14 protein-coding genes are annotated in these 17,148 nt (G+C 54.8%); 8 read left to right on the forward strand and 6 right to left on the reverse strand.

The annotated features are described in order from the left end of the window. Positions 1-3: 3 nt before the first annotated feature. The 5 genes from dapB to mepA form a co-directional block, all read right to left on the reverse strand. Positions 4-828 (reverse strand): 4-hydroxy-tetrahydrodipicolinate reductase, encoded by an 825-nt coding sequence (gene dapB / locus HGO37_RS11890; protein ID WP_250983480.1) that lies wholly within the window; start codon positions 826-828, stop codon positions 4-6. Between the two features lie 8 nt (positions 829-836). Next, the gene (locus HGO37_RS11895; RefSeq protein ID WP_502941410.1) at positions 837-2,609 is read right to left on the reverse strand and encodes an ABC transporter ATP-binding protein; all 1,773 of its coding nucleotides are present in this window, start codon (positions 2,607-2,609) and stop codon (positions 837-839) included. A gap of 125 nt (positions 2,610-2,734) precedes the next feature. Further along, positions 2,735-3,757 carry a glucokinase gene (locus tag HGO37_RS11900; RefSeq protein ID WP_250983482.1) on the reverse strand — a complete coding sequence of 341 codons (1,023 nt, stop codon included), beginning with the start codon at positions 3,755-3,757 and terminating at the stop codon, positions 2,735-2,737. A 52-nt stretch (positions 3,758-3,809) separates the two neighbouring features. Beyond that, a complete protein-coding gene (locus tag HGO37_RS11905) occupies positions 3,810-4,187 on the reverse strand; it encodes a methylglyoxal synthase (protein ID WP_192486880.1) in 378 nt (125 codons plus the stop codon). Between the two features lie 95 nt (positions 4,188-4,282). Then, on the reverse strand, positions 4,283-5,335 hold the full coding sequence (gene mepA, locus HGO37_RS11910; protein WP_502941411.1) for a penicillin-insensitive murein endopeptidase: 1,053 nt from the start codon (positions 5,333-5,335) through the stop codon (positions 4,283-4,285). 203 nt (positions 5,336-5,538) lie between these two features. On the opposite strand from mepA, the gene HGO37_RS11915 reads away from it, so the two are divergent. From HGO37_RS11915 to HGO37_RS11945, 7 genes are all read left to right on the forward strand, one after another. After that, on the forward strand, positions 5,539-7,383 hold the full coding sequence (locus tag HGO37_RS11915) for an extracellular solute-binding protein (RefSeq protein ID WP_250983703.1): 1,845 nt from the start codon (positions 5,539-5,541) through the stop codon (positions 7,381-7,383). A 145-nt stretch (positions 7,384-7,528) separates the two neighbouring features. Further along, the gene (locus tag HGO37_RS11920) at positions 7,529-8,623 is read left to right on the forward strand and encodes a microcin C ABC transporter permease YejB (RefSeq protein WP_250983483.1); all 1,095 of its coding nucleotides are present in this window, start codon (positions 7,529-7,531) and stop codon (positions 8,621-8,623) included. After that, a complete protein-coding gene (locus HGO37_RS11925; RefSeq protein ID WP_250983484.1) occupies positions 8,623-9,768 on the forward strand; it encodes an ABC transporter permease in 1,146 nt (381 codons plus the stop codon). The genes HGO37_RS11920 and HGO37_RS11925 overlap by 1 nt, the downstream gene beginning before the upstream one ends. 29 nt (positions 9,769-9,797) lie before the next feature. Then, entirely contained in the window at positions 9,798-11,426 is a 1,629-nt protein-coding gene (locus HGO37_RS11930; protein WP_192487824.1) for an ABC transporter ATP-binding protein, read from the forward strand. 146 nt (positions 11,427-11,572) lie between these two features. Continuing rightward, positions 11,573-12,820 (forward strand): NAD(P)/FAD-dependent oxidoreductase, encoded by a 1,248-nt coding sequence (locus HGO37_RS11935; protein WP_250983485.1) that lies wholly within the window; start codon positions 11,573-11,575, stop codon positions 12,818-12,820. 359 nt (positions 12,821-13,179) lie between these two features. Further along, complete coding sequence (locus tag HGO37_RS11940) at positions 13,180-14,247, forward strand: YjgN family protein (protein WP_250983486.1); 1,068 nt, start codon at positions 13,180-13,182, stop codon at positions 14,245-14,247. Beyond that, positions 14,237-15,295 carry a M48 family metallopeptidase gene (locus HGO37_RS11945; protein WP_250983487.1) on the forward strand — a complete coding sequence of 353 codons (1,059 nt, stop codon included), beginning with the start codon at positions 14,237-14,239 and terminating at the stop codon, positions 15,293-15,295. The genes HGO37_RS11940 and HGO37_RS11945 overlap by 11 nt, the downstream gene beginning before the upstream one ends. Positions 15,296-15,328: 33 nt before the next feature. On the opposite strand, the gene HGO37_RS11950 is transcribed toward HGO37_RS11945, so the two are convergent. Further along, positions 15,329-16,393 carry a Fe(3+) ABC transporter substrate-binding protein gene (locus tag HGO37_RS11950; RefSeq protein ID WP_405049444.1) on the reverse strand — a complete coding sequence of 355 codons (1,065 nt, stop codon included), beginning with the start codon at positions 16,391-16,393 and terminating at the stop codon, positions 15,329-15,331. Positions 16,394-16,552: 159 nt separating this feature from the next. On the opposite strand from HGO37_RS11950, the gene rirA reads away from it, so the two are divergent. Further along, positions 16,553-17,050: an iron-responsive transcriptional regulator RirA gene (rirA, locus tag HGO37_RS11955; RefSeq protein ID WP_250983489.1), complete on the forward strand. Its 498-nt coding sequence runs from the start codon at positions 16,553-16,555 to the stop codon at positions 17,048-17,050. The last annotated feature ends 98 nt before the right edge of the window (positions 17,051-17,148 follow it).

Raw genomic sequence — 17,148 nt, forward strand, 5'->3', positions numbered from 1 at the left:
TTATCAGTCTTCAGACAGCCCCAAAACATCAAGCATCGAATAAAGACCGGGCTTCTGGCCGCGTGCCCATATGGCTGCTGCCAGTGCGCCGCGTGCAAAAATCGAACGGTCGCCGGCATAATGCGACAGCGTTACACGCTCGCCTTCGCCGGCAAAAATCACTGAGTGGTCGCCAATAACCGAACCGCCGCGCAGCGCTGCAAAACCGATCGTGCCTTCGACGCGTGCACCGGTATGGCCGTCACGCACCCGCACCGACGATGATGCCAGATCGATACCACGACCTATTGCTGCTTCATTACCCAGAAGCAATGCGGTACCGGATGGCGCGTCTACCTTGTGTTTGTGGTGCATTTCAACCACCTCAATGTCCCACGCATTGGCAGGCAAAGCCTTTGCCGTCTGGCGAGCCAGCACACCGAGAAGATTAACACCAAGGCTCATATTGCCTGACTTGACGACGCGGGCATGACGGGCCGCTGCTTCAAACTTGGCCTCGTCTTCCGGCGAGCAACCGGTGGTGCCGATCACGTGCACGATACGAGCCTGTGCTGCAAGTGCAGCAAAGGTGACGCTTGAGGCAGGGGAGGTAAAATCGATAACGCCTTCTGCATTCACGAATGCTTCCAGCGGATCGCTGGTGATCGCAACACCGTTCACGCCTAAGCCGGCAATTTCACCGGCATCCTTGCCGATGAAGGCAGAGGTTTCGCGTTCAATGGCAGCATGCAGCGTGACACCCGGGGTCTCGTGAATAAGACGGATCAGGGTTTGTCCCATACGACCGGCAGCGCCGACCACCACCAGTTTCATGTCGTTGCTGCTCATGCGTCAGTTCACTCTTCTGCGGATGACTTCAGACCGCTGCCGGTCGATTGAAGATTATTGAGGTGAGCGTAAAGCCCGTTTTCCTGCTTCGCAAGCTCTTCATGCGTGCCTTGCTCAAGCACTTGGCCGTCATGCATCACAACGATCTTGTCGGCTCGGACAACGGTGGAAAGTCGGTGGGCAATCACGATGACGGTGCGTCCGTTCATCGTCGTTTCCAAGGCTTTCTGCACGTAGGATTCCGATTCCGTGTCCAGCGCCGAGGTCGCCTCATCGAGAAGCAGGATCGCCGCGTTGCGAACCAGCGCACGGGCAATTGACAGACGCTGGCGCTGGCCGCCGGAAAGGCTCATGCCATTTTCACCAACCGGTGTGTCATACCCCATCGGCTGAGCCATGATGAAATCATGCGCATAGGCCTGTCTTGCCGCATCTTCAATCTCGGCATCGCTCGCATCGGGGCGGCCATAACGGATATTGTCGCGAATGGTGCCTTCAAACAGATAAGGTTGCTGCGAAACATAAGCGATGTGGTGGCGCAGCGACGCCTTTTTCACATCGGCAATATTCTGCCCATCAACCAGAATTTCACCCTCCAGCGGGTCGTAAAACCGTGGGATGAGGCTGATGATGGTCGACTTGCCAGCGCCTGACGGACCAACCAGCGCGGTAGTCTTGCCACCTTCCGCCACGAAGGACACGTTACGGAGAATGGAATTTTCCTTGTTGTAACCGAAGGACACGTTGCGAAGCTCGATTGTCGCATTGGCCACCTTCAGCTCACCGGCATCCGGCTTGTCCCGCTGCAGCGGCTGCAAATCCAAGAGCTCGTAGATCATACGGGCGTTGACAGTTGCCTGTTCCATCTGCACCTGCAAGCGGGCCAGCCGGCGGGCTGGATCGTACGCCATCAGCAGCGCGGTGACAAAGGAGAAAAATGCACCGGGTGCAACGCCGCCATAAATCGACCGGAAGGCGGCATAGGCCAACACGCTCGAAATCGCGAGACCGGCAAATGTTTCGGTCAGAGGTGCAGTCCGTTCGGTCAGCCGGGCAATACGGTTTGCGCGCCCTTCAGCCGATTTGATGACCTCGTTGACCTTCTCTTCCAGCTGCTTTTCCATCGTGAAGGCTTTGACGATGGCCATGCCCTGAATGGTTTCCTGCGTCGCGCCCAGAACGCGGCTGTTGAGCACGATGGCGTCACGCGTGGCACTGCGCAGGCGTTTGGAAATGTAACGAAGACCAATCAGCAGCGGTGGTGCAACCACCAGAATGACCAGCGAAAGCAGGGCATCCTTGGACACCATGACGCCGATCAGCGCGATTAGCGTCAGCAAGTCACGTGCAATCGAGGTGACGGTCAGGTTGAGAACATCACGCACGCCGCTGACATTCTGGGTGATCTGTGCGGCAAGATGCGCCGAACGGGCTTCGTTGAAAAAACCGACCGAAAGCGTCATCAGATGCGAATAGATACGCTTCTGATATCCGGCGACAATGTTGTTGCCGATCTTTGACAGCAGCACTGACTGGCCATAGGTCGCAAAACCGCGCAGCACGAAAGCGGCGAAAATGCTGGAGCATATGATGATGACGAGGTCGGCACGCTTGTTGGCGAAGGCTTCGTTGATCACCGATTCCATGATCCAGGCCGTAAAAGCCGTCGTTGCTGCCACCACTAGCAGGCAGGAAATGGCAAGAATGTAATTGCGCAAATGCGCACGGCCATTTTCAGCAATAATACGTTTCAGGATTCCCGAAACCTTTTCGGAATCCATCGGCTTTTTTGTGCGTACGGTAGAGTTCAAACGCTGATCTGCCCTGTTAGTGTGCGGCCTCCCGCTTTTGAGGCGGTTCTATAACCAGTCGAGGCGCTTTTGGCCATAGACAAGTTAATGCGCCGTCACACCACCCAGCGCCGTCCTTCAAGCGTAAGGCCATAGTTTTCAGGCGAACGAGCAAAGGTCGCAAGCCCTGCGAGTGCAGCCTGCGAATGCGTCACCACATAGGTAGGGATGGTCGAGAGCAGGGCGTTGTGTGGAGCCTTGTCTTCAAAGGCTGCGCGGAACTCTCCCTGTTTAAGGGCCGGGATGATTTTCTGGGAAATACCACCAGCCAGATAAACGCCACCGCGCGCCATGAAGATCAGCGCAAGGTCACCTGCCAGGCGGCCGAGATAGGTGCTGAACAGGGTCAATGTTTCGGCAGCCTGTGTGTCGTCACCAGCCAGGCCATGCGAGGTGATGTCAGCCGGGTCCTTGAAGGCGGGCTTGACGCCATCAGCAGCGCAAACCGCGTTATAGAGGTAAACCAGCCCGCGGCCGCACAGGATCTGCTCGCCAGAAATGCGTCCCTCGATGGGCTCGAGATGTGGGAAAACCTGGAAATCGCGCTCGCTTCTTGGGCCAATGTCGACATGGCCGCCTTCACCGGGAACCGGGAACCACATGTTGCGGGCATGGACGAGGCCGGCAACGCCGAGCCCGGTGCCAGGGCCAAGCACAACACGCGAGGCGATCATGTCCTTGTTGTCAGGGCCGATAAGGTCGCGGTTTTCATTATCGAGCGCCGAAATCGCCAGCGCCTGCGCTTCAAAGTCATTGATGACAATGATGTCTTCAAGGCCAAGCTTTTCCAGCATCTGCTGAGGGCGCACCACCCAGTCGCAATTGGTCAGTGGAATTTCATCGCTTTCGATAGGACCAGCGACAGCCAGAATGGCCGAACGCGGCTGCACTGAGGTCTTGTCGAGGATCGATGTCTGGATTGCGTCATCAATGGTGGCGAAGTCGGCGGTCTTGACGCTGACGAACTGCCGAGGTTCTGCAAAGGCATCCAGCAGGATGGAAAAACGGGCATTGGTGCCGCCAATGTCGCCGATCAGAATAGGAAACGGGAGATGATCTTTTTCGATATTTTTTGACATGGATACTCTCACCGTGGAATTTGAAACAGGGCGTGACCGGAAACAAGTTTAATTAAAGCTGGAAATCGACCAGTTTTTCCGCAGTCGCCCGATTGAGCGCCATGGGAATGTCGTAGACGGTTGCAAGTCGCGTCAACGCTTTTACATCGACATCATGAGGCATTGATGTCAGTGGATCGACAAAGAAAATCAGCATATGCACTTCACCTTGCGCAATCATCGCGCCGATCTGTTGGTCGCCGCCAAGGGGGCCGCTCTTCAGACGCGTGACGTTGAGGTCAGGGCAGGCATCCTGCACGCGGCCGCCGGTGGTACCGGTGGCGACAATGCGCCATTTGGCCAGAGACGCGCTGTGCTGGCGGGCAAAATCCGCCATGTCGTCCTTTTTCTGATCGTGGGCAATCAGGGCGATGCACTGTTCGGATGCCATGCCATCAACTTTCATGTCATGAATTCAATCGATTTGATTTCTTCTATAACAGCTTGTTGCCATTTGAAAAGCCGGGTTTGCCCGATCCGTAGAATTCAATTCACTGGACGGGCAAGTGGTATCGGGACACCGGCAGGCGCACTGCCGCCTACGGCATCTTGCGAAATAATCGCCTCGATCTGGGAAGAAGGCTGTGATGGCGCAGAATAGGCGCTTGGCAGTGTAGAGTTAACCGACGCAATGGATGGAGCCGCCAAGACCGAAGAACAGGCCTTTGGCAAATCCGAAAGCGTCATTGGACGCGGTTTGACCGGTTTTGCATTCGGGTCTTTTTTCGGCGGAGCCCATGGTTCTTTGGTGAACCACCAGGCGAGTGACTTGTCGCAACCGTCGCCGGCTGGAACAGCCGCCTGCGGTTTGCAACCGACAGCACCGGCCGGGCACTTGATACGAATATGGAAATGTTCGTCATGACCGTAAATCGGTCTGATCTTGCCCATGTCGGAGCGGTCACCCGACCATGTTTCACAAAGCTTCTTTTTGATGGCCGGGTTCACGAAAACCCGGTCCACCTGCGGATAGCTGGCCGCCTGCATCACAAGACGTGCGTGGGTAGAGGTCCAGCGATGCGGATTGACGGTCAGGAACTTGTTCTTGTCCAGCATCGAGGTGAACGGCAGGTTGTCACGCTCCTGCGGTGTCATCACGCGGTTTGGCATCGGTGTAAACCAGATGTCGGCATCAAGGCCGATCTGGTGCGATGCGTGACCAGACAACATCGGGCCACCCCGTGGCTGCGAAATATCGCCAACCAGCAATCCCGGCCAGCCGATTTTCTGCGCATCCTGTGAAAACTGCTCCAGCAGTGCAATCAACTGCGGCTGACCCCAGTTGCGATTGCGCGACGGACGCATGGCCTGCCAGCCCGGCCCATCCTTGGGCAGGGCAACGGCACCCGACTGGCAACCCTTGGCATAAGATCCATAAGGCGACGAGGCGTTGGCATTGGGCAGGAGCGCTGCACCAAACAATTCCTTGGCAGGTTTGTCATCTAAAGCGTAGGCAGTGCCGCCCATGCCAATGTTGGATGAGAGGACCGCCAGCGCGACAACGCCGGTACGCCAGATGCCATCAAGTGTCGTTTTCATTCTCGTCTGCCGCATGTGAAAGTGATTTGCCCACAAGTCTAACTGAAAAGCGCATCAAGCTGAAACATCATTTTGGTGAAACAATGGTTCTGACGCCTCTGGAGACCGATCCGGATAATAAGGTTGTGAGCCACCCGCCTCTATATTTTGCCGCACTTTCGCTTATGCTTCTGGCACGCGATGACAAAACGGAGATGGACTGCATGCTATTTAACAGGCTGAAACCCTGCCTCATCACCTTGAGCGCATTATCGGTGTTGTCGACACCTTTTTCAGCCTCGGCGCAGGACGCCGACAAGTGGCGCAGCGGTATTTCCGCGATCGGCGAACTCAAATATCCCGAGGGGTTCGAACGTTTTGCTTATGTCAATCCCGAGGCGCCCAAAGGTGGCGCGTTGCGTTTGTCGGCTAATGGCACGTTCGATACGCTTAATCTGTTGCTTGACAAAGGTGAGGCTGCCAACGGTTTGGGCCTCGTTTACGATACGTTGATGGTAAGCTCCGAAGAGGAGTTGTCAGCCTCTTACGGGCTGCTGGCGGAGGCTGTGAGCTTCCCCGATGATATCTCGAAAGCAGTTTTTCGTCTGCGAAAAGAAGCAAAATGGGCGGATGGCCAGCCTGTAACGCCAGAAGATGTCGTTTTCAGTTTTGAGAAAACTAAGGAACTCAGCACCAGTAAGGCGAACTATTACACCCATGTCAGCAAGGCTGAAGTCACAGGCGAACGCGAAGTAACCTTCACCTTCGATGAGGCAAACAACAAGGAATTACCGCAGATTGTCGGGCAATTGGCAATCGTGCCCAAACATTGGTGGGAGGGCACCGGCCCGGATGGCAAGCCACGCGATATTTCTCGCGTTACGCTGGAGCCCGTTATGGGGTCCGGTCCATACAAGGTCGCATCCGTTTCGTCAGGGTCTACGTTGACCTATGAATTGCGCGACGATTATTGGGGCAAGGACCTCAACGTCAATGTCGGGCAAAACAACTTCAAGACCATCAGCTACAGTTTCTTTACCGACCAGGATGTGGAATTTCAGGCCTTCAAATCCGGCACGATTGATTTCCGCCAGGAGCAGTCCTCCAGCCGTTGGGTCAAGCAATATGATTTTCCCGCCGTCAAGGATGGGCGGATAACGAAGGAAGAATTGCCGAATGTCTATCGCGCTGCCGGCATCATGCAGGCTTTTGTACCGAACCAGCGACGGGAAAAATTCCAGAACCCGAATATGCGAAAGGCACTCAATTACGCCTTCGATTTCGAGGATTTGAACAAGACACTGGCCTTCGGTCAGTTCCAGCGCATCAACAGTTTCTTCATGGGAAGCGAACTGGCGTCTTCCGGTTTGCCGACAGGCCGGGAGTTGGAAATTCTGACGGAGTTGAAAGATCAGCTTCCTCCTGAGGTTTTCACCACGGAATATCAAAACCCTGTTGCTGGTGATCCCGGCAAACAGCGGACTAATCTTCTTGAGGCGAAGAAGCTGATGGAACTGGCCGGTTATGAACTGCGCGGCAACAGGATGGTCAATGCGCAAACCGGAAAACAGCTTGATATCGAACTGCTGATCGATTCAGTCGGCATGGAACGCACAGTCACTCCGTTCATCCAAAATCTGAAAAGGATCGGCGTCAACGCAACGCTGCGCACGGTAGATGCATCGCAATACGCCAACCGCGTGCGCAGCTTCGATTTTGACATGATTGTCAAACTTTGGGGAACCTCGGCCAGCCCAGGCAATGAGCAGGCTGATTACTGGGGATCGGCAGCAGCAGAACGCCCGGGGTCGGGGAACGTGGGCGGCATTAAGAACCCTGCCGTGGATGCCTTGGTACGAAAGGTCATTTTTGCTCCAAACCGTGATGAACAGGTGGCCGCTGCCCGTGCGCTGGACCGTGTTCTGCTGTCAAACGCCTATGTGGTGCCGCAGTTTTATCGCGGCTTCAGTTCCATTGCCTATTGGAACACGCTGGTTCACCCGAAAGAGTTGCCTGAATATGGGCTTGGTTTCCCCAATGCCTGGTGGTCCGCCAGCGCCGGAAAATGATGCGGGTCTTGCTTTATAAGCCAAGCCTTGATTCACATAGCAAATTACGAATCATACAGTGTGCGGGATCTGCCGCACTCCGGAAAGGAAACGGTTTGACGCAGCCGATGACAGCCGAACCCAACTCCCTGAAACGGAGCACCTGATGGGAGCTTATATTCTGCGGCGTCTGGCCCTGATGATACCGACGATTGTCGGCATCATGGGCATTTCCTTCCTCGTCATCCAGTTTGCCCCGGGCGGGCCGGTGGAGCAGGTTATTGCCCAGCTTTCCGGTTCGGGTGACAGTGCTGCGGACAGGCTTTCCGGTGGTGGCAACATGCTCGGGCAGGCTGGCGCGTTTGATGAGGGTGGCGCCACCTATCGAGGTGCTCAGGGTCTCGACCCGGAGCTGATCGCCAAGCTGGAAAAGCAGTTCGGTTTCGACAAGCCGCCTTTGACCCGCTTTCTTGATATGATGTGGAATTATATCCGCTTCGATTTCGGCGAAAGTTTCTTCAAGGGCCGTTCGGTGGTGGATCTCATCATCGAAAAAATGCCCGTCTCCATCTCGCTCGGCATCTGGATAATGATCATTTCCTATATGATCTCCATTCCGCTCGGCATCAAAAAGGCGGTATCGGATGGTTCGACCTTTGACGTCTGGACGTCGGGCATCATCATCATCGGTTACGCTGTTCCAAGCTTTCTGTTTGGTATTCTGCTGATTGTGTTGTTTGCCGGTGGCTCGTTCTTTGACTGGTTTCCGCTGCGCGGCTTGGTCTCGGATAATTTTGATTCCCTTCCATGGTGGGAAAAGATCATCGACTATTTCTGGCACCTGGCGCTGCCATTGATCGCGCTGTCGCTGTCGGCCTTTGCCACAACGACCTTGTTGACGAAGAATTCCTTCATTGACGAGATCAAGAAGCAATATGTCGTCACGGCACGCGCCAAGGGATTGTCCGAACGCAAGGTCCTGTACGGCCATGTGTTCCGCAACGCCATGCTGATCGTGATTGCCGGTTTTCCTGGCGCTTTCATTTCAGCCTTCTTCACCGGATCTCTATTGATCGAGAATATCTTCTCGCTGGATGGTCTTGGCCGTCTCGGTTATCTCGCGGTCATCGAGCGCGATTATCCGATCGTCTTTGGAACGCTGTTCATCTTTTCGCTGATGGGACTTGTTGTCGGGCTGGTGTCCGACGTCCTCTATACATGGATTGATCCGCGGATCGATTTCGAACGGAGGGACGTGTAATGACCGACCTCACCTCGGGCATCGAAACTACAGCTGCAAAGCCGGACAAACCTTGGTTCTCTCCCACCACCAAACGCCGTTGGCAGAACTTTAAAGCCAACAGACGCGGGTACTGGTCGTTCTGGTTGTTCCTGTTTCTGTTTATCGGCAGCCTTTTTGCCGAATTCATCGCTAACGATAAACCGATCCTCGCCTCCTACAAAGGCGAATTGCTGGTACCGGTTCTGGTGGATTATCCTGAAGAGAAGTTCGGCGGTTTTCTTGCACAGACGGATTACAAGTCATCCTTCATCCGTGAGGAAATTGAGAACAATGGCTGGATCATCTGGCCACCGATCCGCTATTCCTATCAGACGGTGAATTCCAACATTCCAAGTTCCGCACCCACGGCGCCTTTCTGGATGCTGGACAGTGCGGAGCGTTGCAGTGCCTATCCGCTGGGTGACAAGGATCCGGACTGCACGCTTGGCAACATGAACTGGCTGGGCACCGATAATCAGGCACGCGACGTGACCTCACGTATGATTTACGGCTTCCGTATCTCGGTTTTGTTTGGTCTGGCTCTGACCATTGCCTCGGCTATCGTCGGTGTGACGGCCGGTGCCGTGCAGGGTTATTTTGGTGGCTGGACCGACCTTTTGATGCAACGTTTCATCGAAATCTGGTCGTCCATGCCGGTGCTTTATATCCTGCTGATCATCGCATCGATCTTGCCGCCCGGCTTCTTTATTCTGCTCGGTATCCTGCTGTTGTTTTCATGGGTTGGGTTTGTCGGCATTGTGCGTGCCGAATTCCTGCGCGCCAGAAACTTTGAGTATGTCAATGCCGCGCGCGCACTGGGTGTCGGCAACTGGACAATCATGTTCCGCCACCTGTTGCCCAATGCCATGGTGGCCACACTGACCTTCCTGCCGTTCATCCTGTCGGGATCAATTACCACGCTGACATCGCTGGATTTCCTTGGTTTCGGCATGCCGCCGGGCTCGCCTTCACTGGGGGAAATGATCTCTCAGGGTAAAAACAACCTGCAGGCACCGTGGCTTGGACTGACGGCATTCTTCACCATGTCCATCATGCTTTCACTGCTGATCTTTGTCGGCGAGGCCGTGCGCGATGCCTTTGATCCGCGCAAGACATTCCGGTGAGCGCGATGTCGAACAAAGTGGCCGATACAATGACCAAACCCATTCTTTCCGTCCGTAACCTGTCGGTAGCCTTTCATCAGGGCGGCAGCCAAAGCATTGCTGTCGACGGCGTGTCCTTCGATATCATGCCGGGCGAAGTGGTGGCGCTCGTCGGGGAATCCGGGTCCGGAAAATCAGTGACAGCAAACTCGATTTTGAAATTGCTGCCTTATCCGGCCGCCAGCCATCCCTCCGGTGAAATCCTGTTTGAAGACAAGGATATGCTGAAGCTGCCGGAGCGCGAATTGCGTGCCGTGCGCGGCAACGACATCACCATGATTTTCCAGGAGCCGATGACCTCGCTTAATCCACTGCACACGATTGAGCGGCAGATTGGCGAAATTCTGGAACTGCATCAGGCCATGACAGGCACGCAGGCGCGTGCACGCATCCTGGAACTGTTGTTGCAGGTGGGTATTCGTGATCCCGAGAAACGCCTGAAAGCCTACCCACACGAATTGTCCGGCGGCCAACGTCAGCGTGTAATGATCGCCATGGCGCTAGCCAACCGGCCAAAGTTGCTGATTGCCGACGAACCGACGACAGCGCTTGATGTGACGGTGCAGGCCCAAATTCTGGAACTGTTGCGTAATCTGAAAGAACAGCACAGCATGTCCATGCTGTTCATTACCCACGACCTTGGCATTGTTCGCAAATTCGCCGACCGTGTCTGCGTGATGACCAAGGGCAAGATCGTTGAAACAGGTCCTGTCGAGCAAGTTTTCAACACACCGCAACATGCCTATACCCGCCATCTCCTAGCTGCCGAACCGAAGGGTGAGCCGCCCCATTCGGATGACAGCAAACCGGTGGTGATGCAGGGCGATGACATCAAGGTCTGGTTCCCGATCAAGGCTGGCCTGATGCGCAGGGTCGTTGATCACGTCAAGGCCGTCGATGGTATCGATCTGACGCTACGGGCAGGGCAGACACTCGGTGTTGTCGGTGAATCCGGCTCTGGCAAGACCACGCTCGGCCTGGCGCTGGCGCGCTTGATAAGGTCACAAGGGCGGATCAGTTTTCTCGGAAACCAGATCGACGGTTATTCCTTCGAAGATATGAAACCGCTCAGAAACCGCTTGCAGGTGGTGTTTCAGGATCCCTATGGATCGCTGAGCCCGCGCATGTCGGTGGGTGAGATCGTCGCTGAAGGCCTGAAAGTGCATGAAAAGGCGCTGTCGTCGGAAGAGCGTGACCGGCGCGTGGCATCAGTGCTGGAAGAGGTGGGTCTTGATCCGGCAACCCGCTGGCGTTACCCGCATGAATTTTCCGGCGGGCAGCGGCAGCGTATCGCCATTGCACGCGCTATGGTGTTAAAGCCTCGGTTTGTCATGCTGGATGAACCGACGTCAGCGCTTGATATGAGCGTGCAGGCGCAGGTGGTGGACCTGCTGCGTGATCTGCAAGCCAAACATGATCTTGCTTATCTGTTCATCAGCCATGACCTGAAAGTGGTCAAGGCACTGGCCAATGAGGTCATCGTCATGCGGCAGGGCAAGGTGGTGGAAAAAGGTCCATCCACCCAGATATTCAACGCCCCGCAGCAGGATTATACCAAGGCGCTGATGGCAGCGGCCTTTAATATCGAGGCCGTGGAAACACCAGCCGTCAATCAATAATTGGAAAGTCCCGGCACGGTGCGGGCTTTGTCCCGTGCCGGTTGTTATTCCCGCGTTAGGGCGTGATTTTGCCATTGCTTTCAGTTCGTGGCCGCCGCATGTTCCTCTCATCAGGGGAAGATTATGCGGGTAATGGGACTGGTGGAATGACAGCAGATGTAATCGTATTGGGTGCCGGTATCGTCGGCGTTTCCACGGCGCTGCAACTGGCACGCAAGGGCAAGAGTGTCGTCCTTGTTGACCGGCGTGAACCGGGTGAAGAAACCTCATTTGGCAATGCCGGGCTTATCCAGCGTGAAGGTGTTGTGCCATACGGTTTTCCGCAGGACCCGGGAAAAATCCTTCGTTACGCATTAAACAATAGTATCGACGCGCATTACCACTTGTCCGCCTTGCCATCGGTGGTCTCGTTCCTGGCCAAATACTGGTGGAACTCCAATGCATCGCGTCATCAGGCGATCGCCCGTGCCTATGCGCCGCTGATCGAACATTCGATTTCCGAACATCAGATATTGATTGAAGCGGCTGGCGCAGGGCACCTCATCGCCAAGAATGGCTGGATGGAGGCGTATCGAACACCTGAAAAGCGCGATGCCGAATATGCAGAGGCTGATCGCATTTCCGCGCAATATGGCGTGCGTTATACCCGGTTGAGCAAGGGGGAACTGGAACAGGCGGAACCGCATCTCAGCCATGATTTTGTCGGCGCGTTGAAATGGGAAGACCCGTGGTCGGTTCTCGATCCCCGCGGCCTGACGATGGCTTATCTGGCTCTGTTCCAAAGCCTTGGCGGCAAGTTCATAAAAGGAGATGCAACAACCCTTGCGCAAACCGCAACCGGCTGGAAAGTGCGCACGCTGGATGGAGCGGTTGAAGCTGCCGAAGTGGTTTTGGCGCTTGGACCATGGGCGGGTGAGGTCACACGTAAGCTGGGTTATCGTTTCACGCTTGGCGTAAAACGCGGTTATCACATGCATTATAATTTGCGTGATGGCGCCAAGCTGAACAACTGGCTTCTGGACGGTGAACGCGGATATTTCCTCGCTCCTATGAGTAAGGGCATTCGCATGACAACAGGCGCAGAGTTTGCCCGTCGCGATGCGCCGAAAACGCCTGTTCAGCTTGACCGCGCCGAAAAGGTTGCCCGGACGATCCTGCCGCTTGGTGACAGGCTGGATGCCGAACCCTGGATGGGTGCGCGACCCTGCACCACAGACATGATGCCGATTATCGGTCAAGCGCCGCGCCATAAAAGCCTGTGGTTTGCGTTTGGACATGCTCACCACGGATTGACGCTTGGGCCAATTACCGGTCGTATTCTGGCCGAGATGATGAATGGCGAAACGACAGTCATTCCCGCCGATGCCTACCGCCCGGAACGTTTCAACCCGTGAAGATCGGGCGGATCAATATCTGACCAATCAATTGATTTTTCAATCAAATGATTGGTCGATTTTGTTAAGCTTGTACTTGATTACCTGAAAAAAGATCGTTTAGAAAATGCTCTTGCATTCAGCAAGAAAACAAGACAGAAACACTCAAGTAATGCAACCGTCTTGGGTTTTACTAACCTTAAGCGTGTGGTGGTGGGGACCGGCCCGATAAATGTCAGGCAACCACATGACAGCGTCGTTCAGCCTTATGGCTGTTATCCAGCGACACTCAGAGTGATTGATCTTTGCATCGCGCTCGCCGGGAAGCATTTTGTTCTCCGGCCCGATGCATGAGTAGATAAGTATGAGAGGACAAATTTATGAATGAAGCTTTTGTTCCTGTCGGAAGGCAGACAGCTTTTGAACGCGGCAGCTTTACTGGCAGCGCCAAGGAATATTTCGGCATCTGGATCGTCAACATTCTCCTGACGATCGTGACAATTGGCATTTATTCCGCCTGGGCAAAGGTGCGCCGCAAACGTTACTTCAATGGTAACACCGTTCTGCACGGCCGCGCCTTTGGGTATCACGCCACCGGCGGACAGATTTTCAAAGGCCGCCTGATTGCCTTTGGTTTCATCATTGTCATGAACGTCCTGGCGTTCATTATCCCGCCAGCTGCTCTCCTCTCACCGATCGCTATCCTTATTTTCCTGCCGTGGCTGATGATGCGCAGCATTCGGTTTAACGCACGTGTCACCAGCTATCGCAATGTTCGCTTTGACTTTGTAGGCACCGCAGGCGGCGCATTTGTATCGATCATGCTCGGCAGCATGGTTGCATTCCTGTCTTTCGGTATCCTGGCGCCTTTCAGCAGCCGTTGGGCCACCAAATATGTTTTCGGCAACCTGCGTTATGGCGACCGTCCACTCACGGCTGACCCGACGATTGGTAAGCTTTATAGTGCATGGTTCATTCCGGCTGTTATGGTCGTGCTGGGCGGCATTCTGTTCAGCGCGCTTTCGGCAGTATTTCTTGCAACTCTGTCGTCTCTTGAAGGAGAGACTTCCGCACTCAGGTATGCAGCTAGCCTTTACACCACGATATTCGGTGCGTTTCTAATCTACGGTCTTGCTGGCATCGTTTACCGCGTTGGTGTCCGCAATGTTGTCGTATCGTCTATGGTGCTGGACGGAAAACACCAGCTGGGTAGTGACCTTGGCCGTGGTCGTTATTTGTGGATCGTTATTTCAAACCTCGTCGTCAGCGTACTGACATTTGGTCTGATGCGCCCTTGGGCGGCGGTGCGCGAAGCACGTTACAGTGTCGAACACACGGCAATTCGTTTTGACGGCGATGTAGGTGAAGTTCTATCGTCCATTGAAGCAACGGGCGCTGCGGTCAGCGCCGAATATATGGACATGGAAGGCTTTGAGTTTGGTTTCTGATATCAGGAACATGGTTTCGGGCGAGTGGCATGCCGCTCGCTCGAACATTTCAAACCCCGCACAACTCAAACTCAGTGGCCACATGCTGCTGGTTTATGGTGCCAACGACAACAGGGTTTATGTGCAGGCTGATATCGAACTGGTCGAGGTCAGCCAGCGCGTCGGCTCCATTCCCAGGGAAATCACCTTTCCTGATGGCTCGCTGTTTGAAACACCGGATAATGACGGCATTGACGCATTGCTGCGTCATCACCGTAAAAAGGGTGTCGGCGTTGTCCATTGGCTGGAACAGTTTCGGCCCCGGCTGATCGGTATTACAGCTGCGGCAGTTTTCCTTGCTTACGCTACCTATCGGCTGGCACTGCCCGCCATGGTGGAGCTTGCCGTTGCCGTCACCCCGCCCATGGTGCCGGAGTTGATGTCGTCCAGCACCATGGCAGCACTGGATCGTACGGCTTTTTCGCCGAGTGAACTGACCAACGAAAAACAGGATGAAATCCGGCAGGACTTTGCCAAGATCGCGGCGCATGCCGAGGGCGCGCCTGAAGATTACAAGCTGAACTTCCGCAAGGGTGGGGTCATTGGCCCCAATGCCTTTGCGTTGCCGGATGGTACACTTGTGGTCACGGATGAGCTGGTTTCTCTGGCGGGCGACGATCTGCAGATGATCACCGGTGTTCTGGCGCATGAGATTGGCCATGTCGAATATGAACACAGTCTGCGCCAGCTTTACCGCGCAGCCGGTTTGGCCGGTCTGGTCATGCTGGTGGCGGGTGACGTTGGTTCTGCCATGGAAGATATTCTGACGCAGGGCGGTGGTCTTCTGGCCCTGTCGCATTCACGTGATGCAGAAGCCGAAGCCGACAGGCGCTCGGTGGAATTGATGCGGGCTGCTGGCCTCGATGCCACGGCGATTGAACGGTTCTTTGCGCTGATGGAAAAAGAGTTCGGTGATCACGACAAGACAAGCATGCTCTCAACCCATCCCGGTACACCGGAACGGCGTGAGGCAATCATCAATTACGATAAGGAATTACAGAACCGCTGAATGCCTTGAGGCGCGGTGCCTCAAGGCTTCCTGTCAGTTCGACGGGCCTTCGTTGAAGCCGACTTCGTCCACCAGTTCCGAAGCTTCTTTTCTGTGCGCGGCAATCTCGGTCAGGGACAGTGGGTCCGGCTTTATCGGGCCAAAACCTTTGACGACGTCGGAAGGCTGCGCACCCGGCAGAACCGGATATTCAAACACTTCCTTTGCGTAGATTTCCTGCGCCTCACCAGAGGCCAGGAACTCCATCAGCTTCAGCGCATTGTCGCGGTTCGGAGCATATTTGGTCATGGCCACGCCCGAGATATTGACGTGTGTGCCGCGATCGGCAGCATTCGGGAAGATGACCCGTACAGCACCGGCCCATTCTTTTTCTTCCGGCTCCTTGTCATTGGTCAGCATCAGGCCAACGTAATAGGTGTTGCCAAGCGCGATATCGCACTCGCCGGAAAAGATCGATTTCGCCTGGGTGCGATCAGTACCGTCAGGCTTGCGGGCCAGATTGTTTTTCAGACCGGTCAGCCATTCGCGGGTATAGTCAACACCGTGATGGGCAATCATCGAGGCAAACAGCGCAATATTATACGAGTGCTGACCATCACGAATGCAGATGCGGCCTTTCCACTTGGGGTCTGACAGTTCCTCGTAGGTGATGTCCTTTTGTGTCACGCGGTCCCTGGAAGCGTAAACGACACGGCCACGTGTCGTCAGGCCGAACCACTCGCCCTCCGGGTCGCGCAGATTTGCAGGAATGTCCTTTTCAATGACGGGATCATTCAGCACAGGCTGCGTAACGCCGCCCTCCTTGGCCTCGACCAAACGTGCAATATCAACCGTCAGCAGAATATCGGCAGGCGAATTGACGCCCTCGGCCTGAATGCGCTCGACAAGCCCTTTGTCCAGAAACAGCACATTGGTCTCGATGCCGGTTTCTTTGGTAAAGGCGTCCAGCAGCGGCTGAATGAGTTCCGGTTGGCGGTAGGAGTAAACATTGACTTCACCGTCGGCGAAAGCTGTGGAAACACCGGAGCAAAATAAGCATCCTGTTAACGCAGCCCAAAAAACGCGAGGTTTCACGCTTGCCATTGGCCTAGCCTCCATTACATTGCCATTGTTGAGTTGTTTGTTCATGATTCAAGGGAATGGTCAACACGGCTATTTCAGCAATTCTGAAATTTAATGGAATTTTTTCCAATCTTGGAATTGTTCTAAACTGAAATACAGACTATATAACTCCACAAAGAGAGTTAGGAGATCAGCATGCGCTTGACAAAACAGACCAATTACGCCGTTCGCATGTTGATGTATTGCGCAGCGAATGACGGCAATCTCAGCCGTATCCCGGAAATCGCCAAGGCTTATGGCGTATCCGAATTGTTCCTGTTCAAAATCCTCCAGCCACTGAACAAGGCAGGTCTGGTTGAGACGGTTCGTGGTCGTAACGGTGGTGTGCGTCTTGGCAAACCAGCTGACAAGATCAGCCTGTTTGATGTTGTCCGCGTCACCGAAGACAGCTTTGCCATGGCAGAGTGCTTTGAAGATGGTGCCGTCGAGTGTCCACTTGTTGACAGCTGCGGGCTCAACTCGGCGCTGCGTAAGGCTCTGAATGCCTTCTTTGACGTGCTGGCAGAGTATTCCATTGATGATCTGGTCAAGGCCCGTCCACAGATTGGCTTCCTGCTCGGTCTTGATGACATGCCAGCCAGGCGCCCTGCGGCAAAGACAACGGCCTCTGCGCCTGTCGCGCCTGCAGCCTGATAATTCGTAGACAGAGATTTTCAAAAACCCGCACTTTGTGCGGGTTTTTTATTGGCGAAAAGCAAAACTGCTTCGCATCTTCCGGCATAGTCGTTAGG

Source organism: Rhizobium sp. CG4, from assembly GCF_023701965.1.
In the GTDB taxonomy this organism is placed as follows: Bacteria; Pseudomonadota; Alphaproteobacteria; order Rhizobiales; family Rhizobiaceae; genus Agrobacterium.

Excerpts from the sequence above, each read along its gene's own strand:
- dapB (WP_250983480.1), bottom strand. The coding sequence starts at position 828 with ATGAGCAGCAACGACATGAAACTGGTGGTGGTCGGCGCTGCCGGTCGT.
- HGO37_RS11895 (WP_502941410.1), bottom strand. The coding sequence starts at position 2,609 with ATGGATTCCGAAAAGGTTTCGGGAATCCTGAAACGTATTATTGCTGAA.
- HGO37_RS11900 (WP_250983482.1), bottom strand. The coding sequence starts at position 3,757 with ATGTCAAAAAATATCGAAAAAGATCATCTCCCGTTTCCTATTCTGATC.
- HGO37_RS11905 (WP_192486880.1), bottom strand. The coding sequence starts at position 4,187 with ATGGCATCCGAACAGTGCATCGCCCTGATTGCCCACGATCAGAAAAAG.
- mepA (WP_502941411.1), bottom strand. The coding sequence starts at position 5,335 with ATGAAAACGACACTTGATGGCATCTGGCGTACCGGCGTTGTCGCGCTG.
- HGO37_RS11915 (WP_250983703.1), top strand. The coding sequence starts at position 5,539 with ATGCTATTTAACAGGCTGAAACCCTGCCTCATCACCTTGAGCGCATTA.
- HGO37_RS11920 (WP_250983483.1), top strand. The coding sequence starts at position 7,529 with ATGGGAGCTTATATTCTGCGGCGTCTGGCCCTGATGATACCGACGATT.
- HGO37_RS11925 (WP_250983484.1), top strand. The coding sequence starts at position 8,623 with ATGACCGACCTCACCTCGGGCATCGAAACTACAGCTGCAAAGCCGGAC.
- HGO37_RS11930 (WP_192487824.1), top strand. The coding sequence starts at position 9,798 with ATGACCAAACCCATTCTTTCCGTCCGTAACCTGTCGGTAGCCTTTCAT.
- HGO37_RS11935 (WP_250983485.1), top strand. The coding sequence starts at position 11,573 with ATGACAGCAGATGTAATCGTATTGGGTGCCGGTATCGTCGGCGTTTCC.
- HGO37_RS11940 (WP_250983486.1), top strand. The coding sequence starts at position 13,180 with ATGAATGAAGCTTTTGTTCCTGTCGGAAGGCAGACAGCTTTTGAACGC.
- HGO37_RS11950 (WP_405049444.1), bottom strand. The coding sequence starts at position 16,393 with ATGGAGGCTAGGCCAATGGCAAGCGTGAAACCTCGCGTTTTTTGGGCT.
- rirA (WP_250983489.1), top strand. The coding sequence starts at position 16,553 with ATGCGCTTGACAAAACAGACCAATTACGCCGTTCGCATGTTGATGTAT.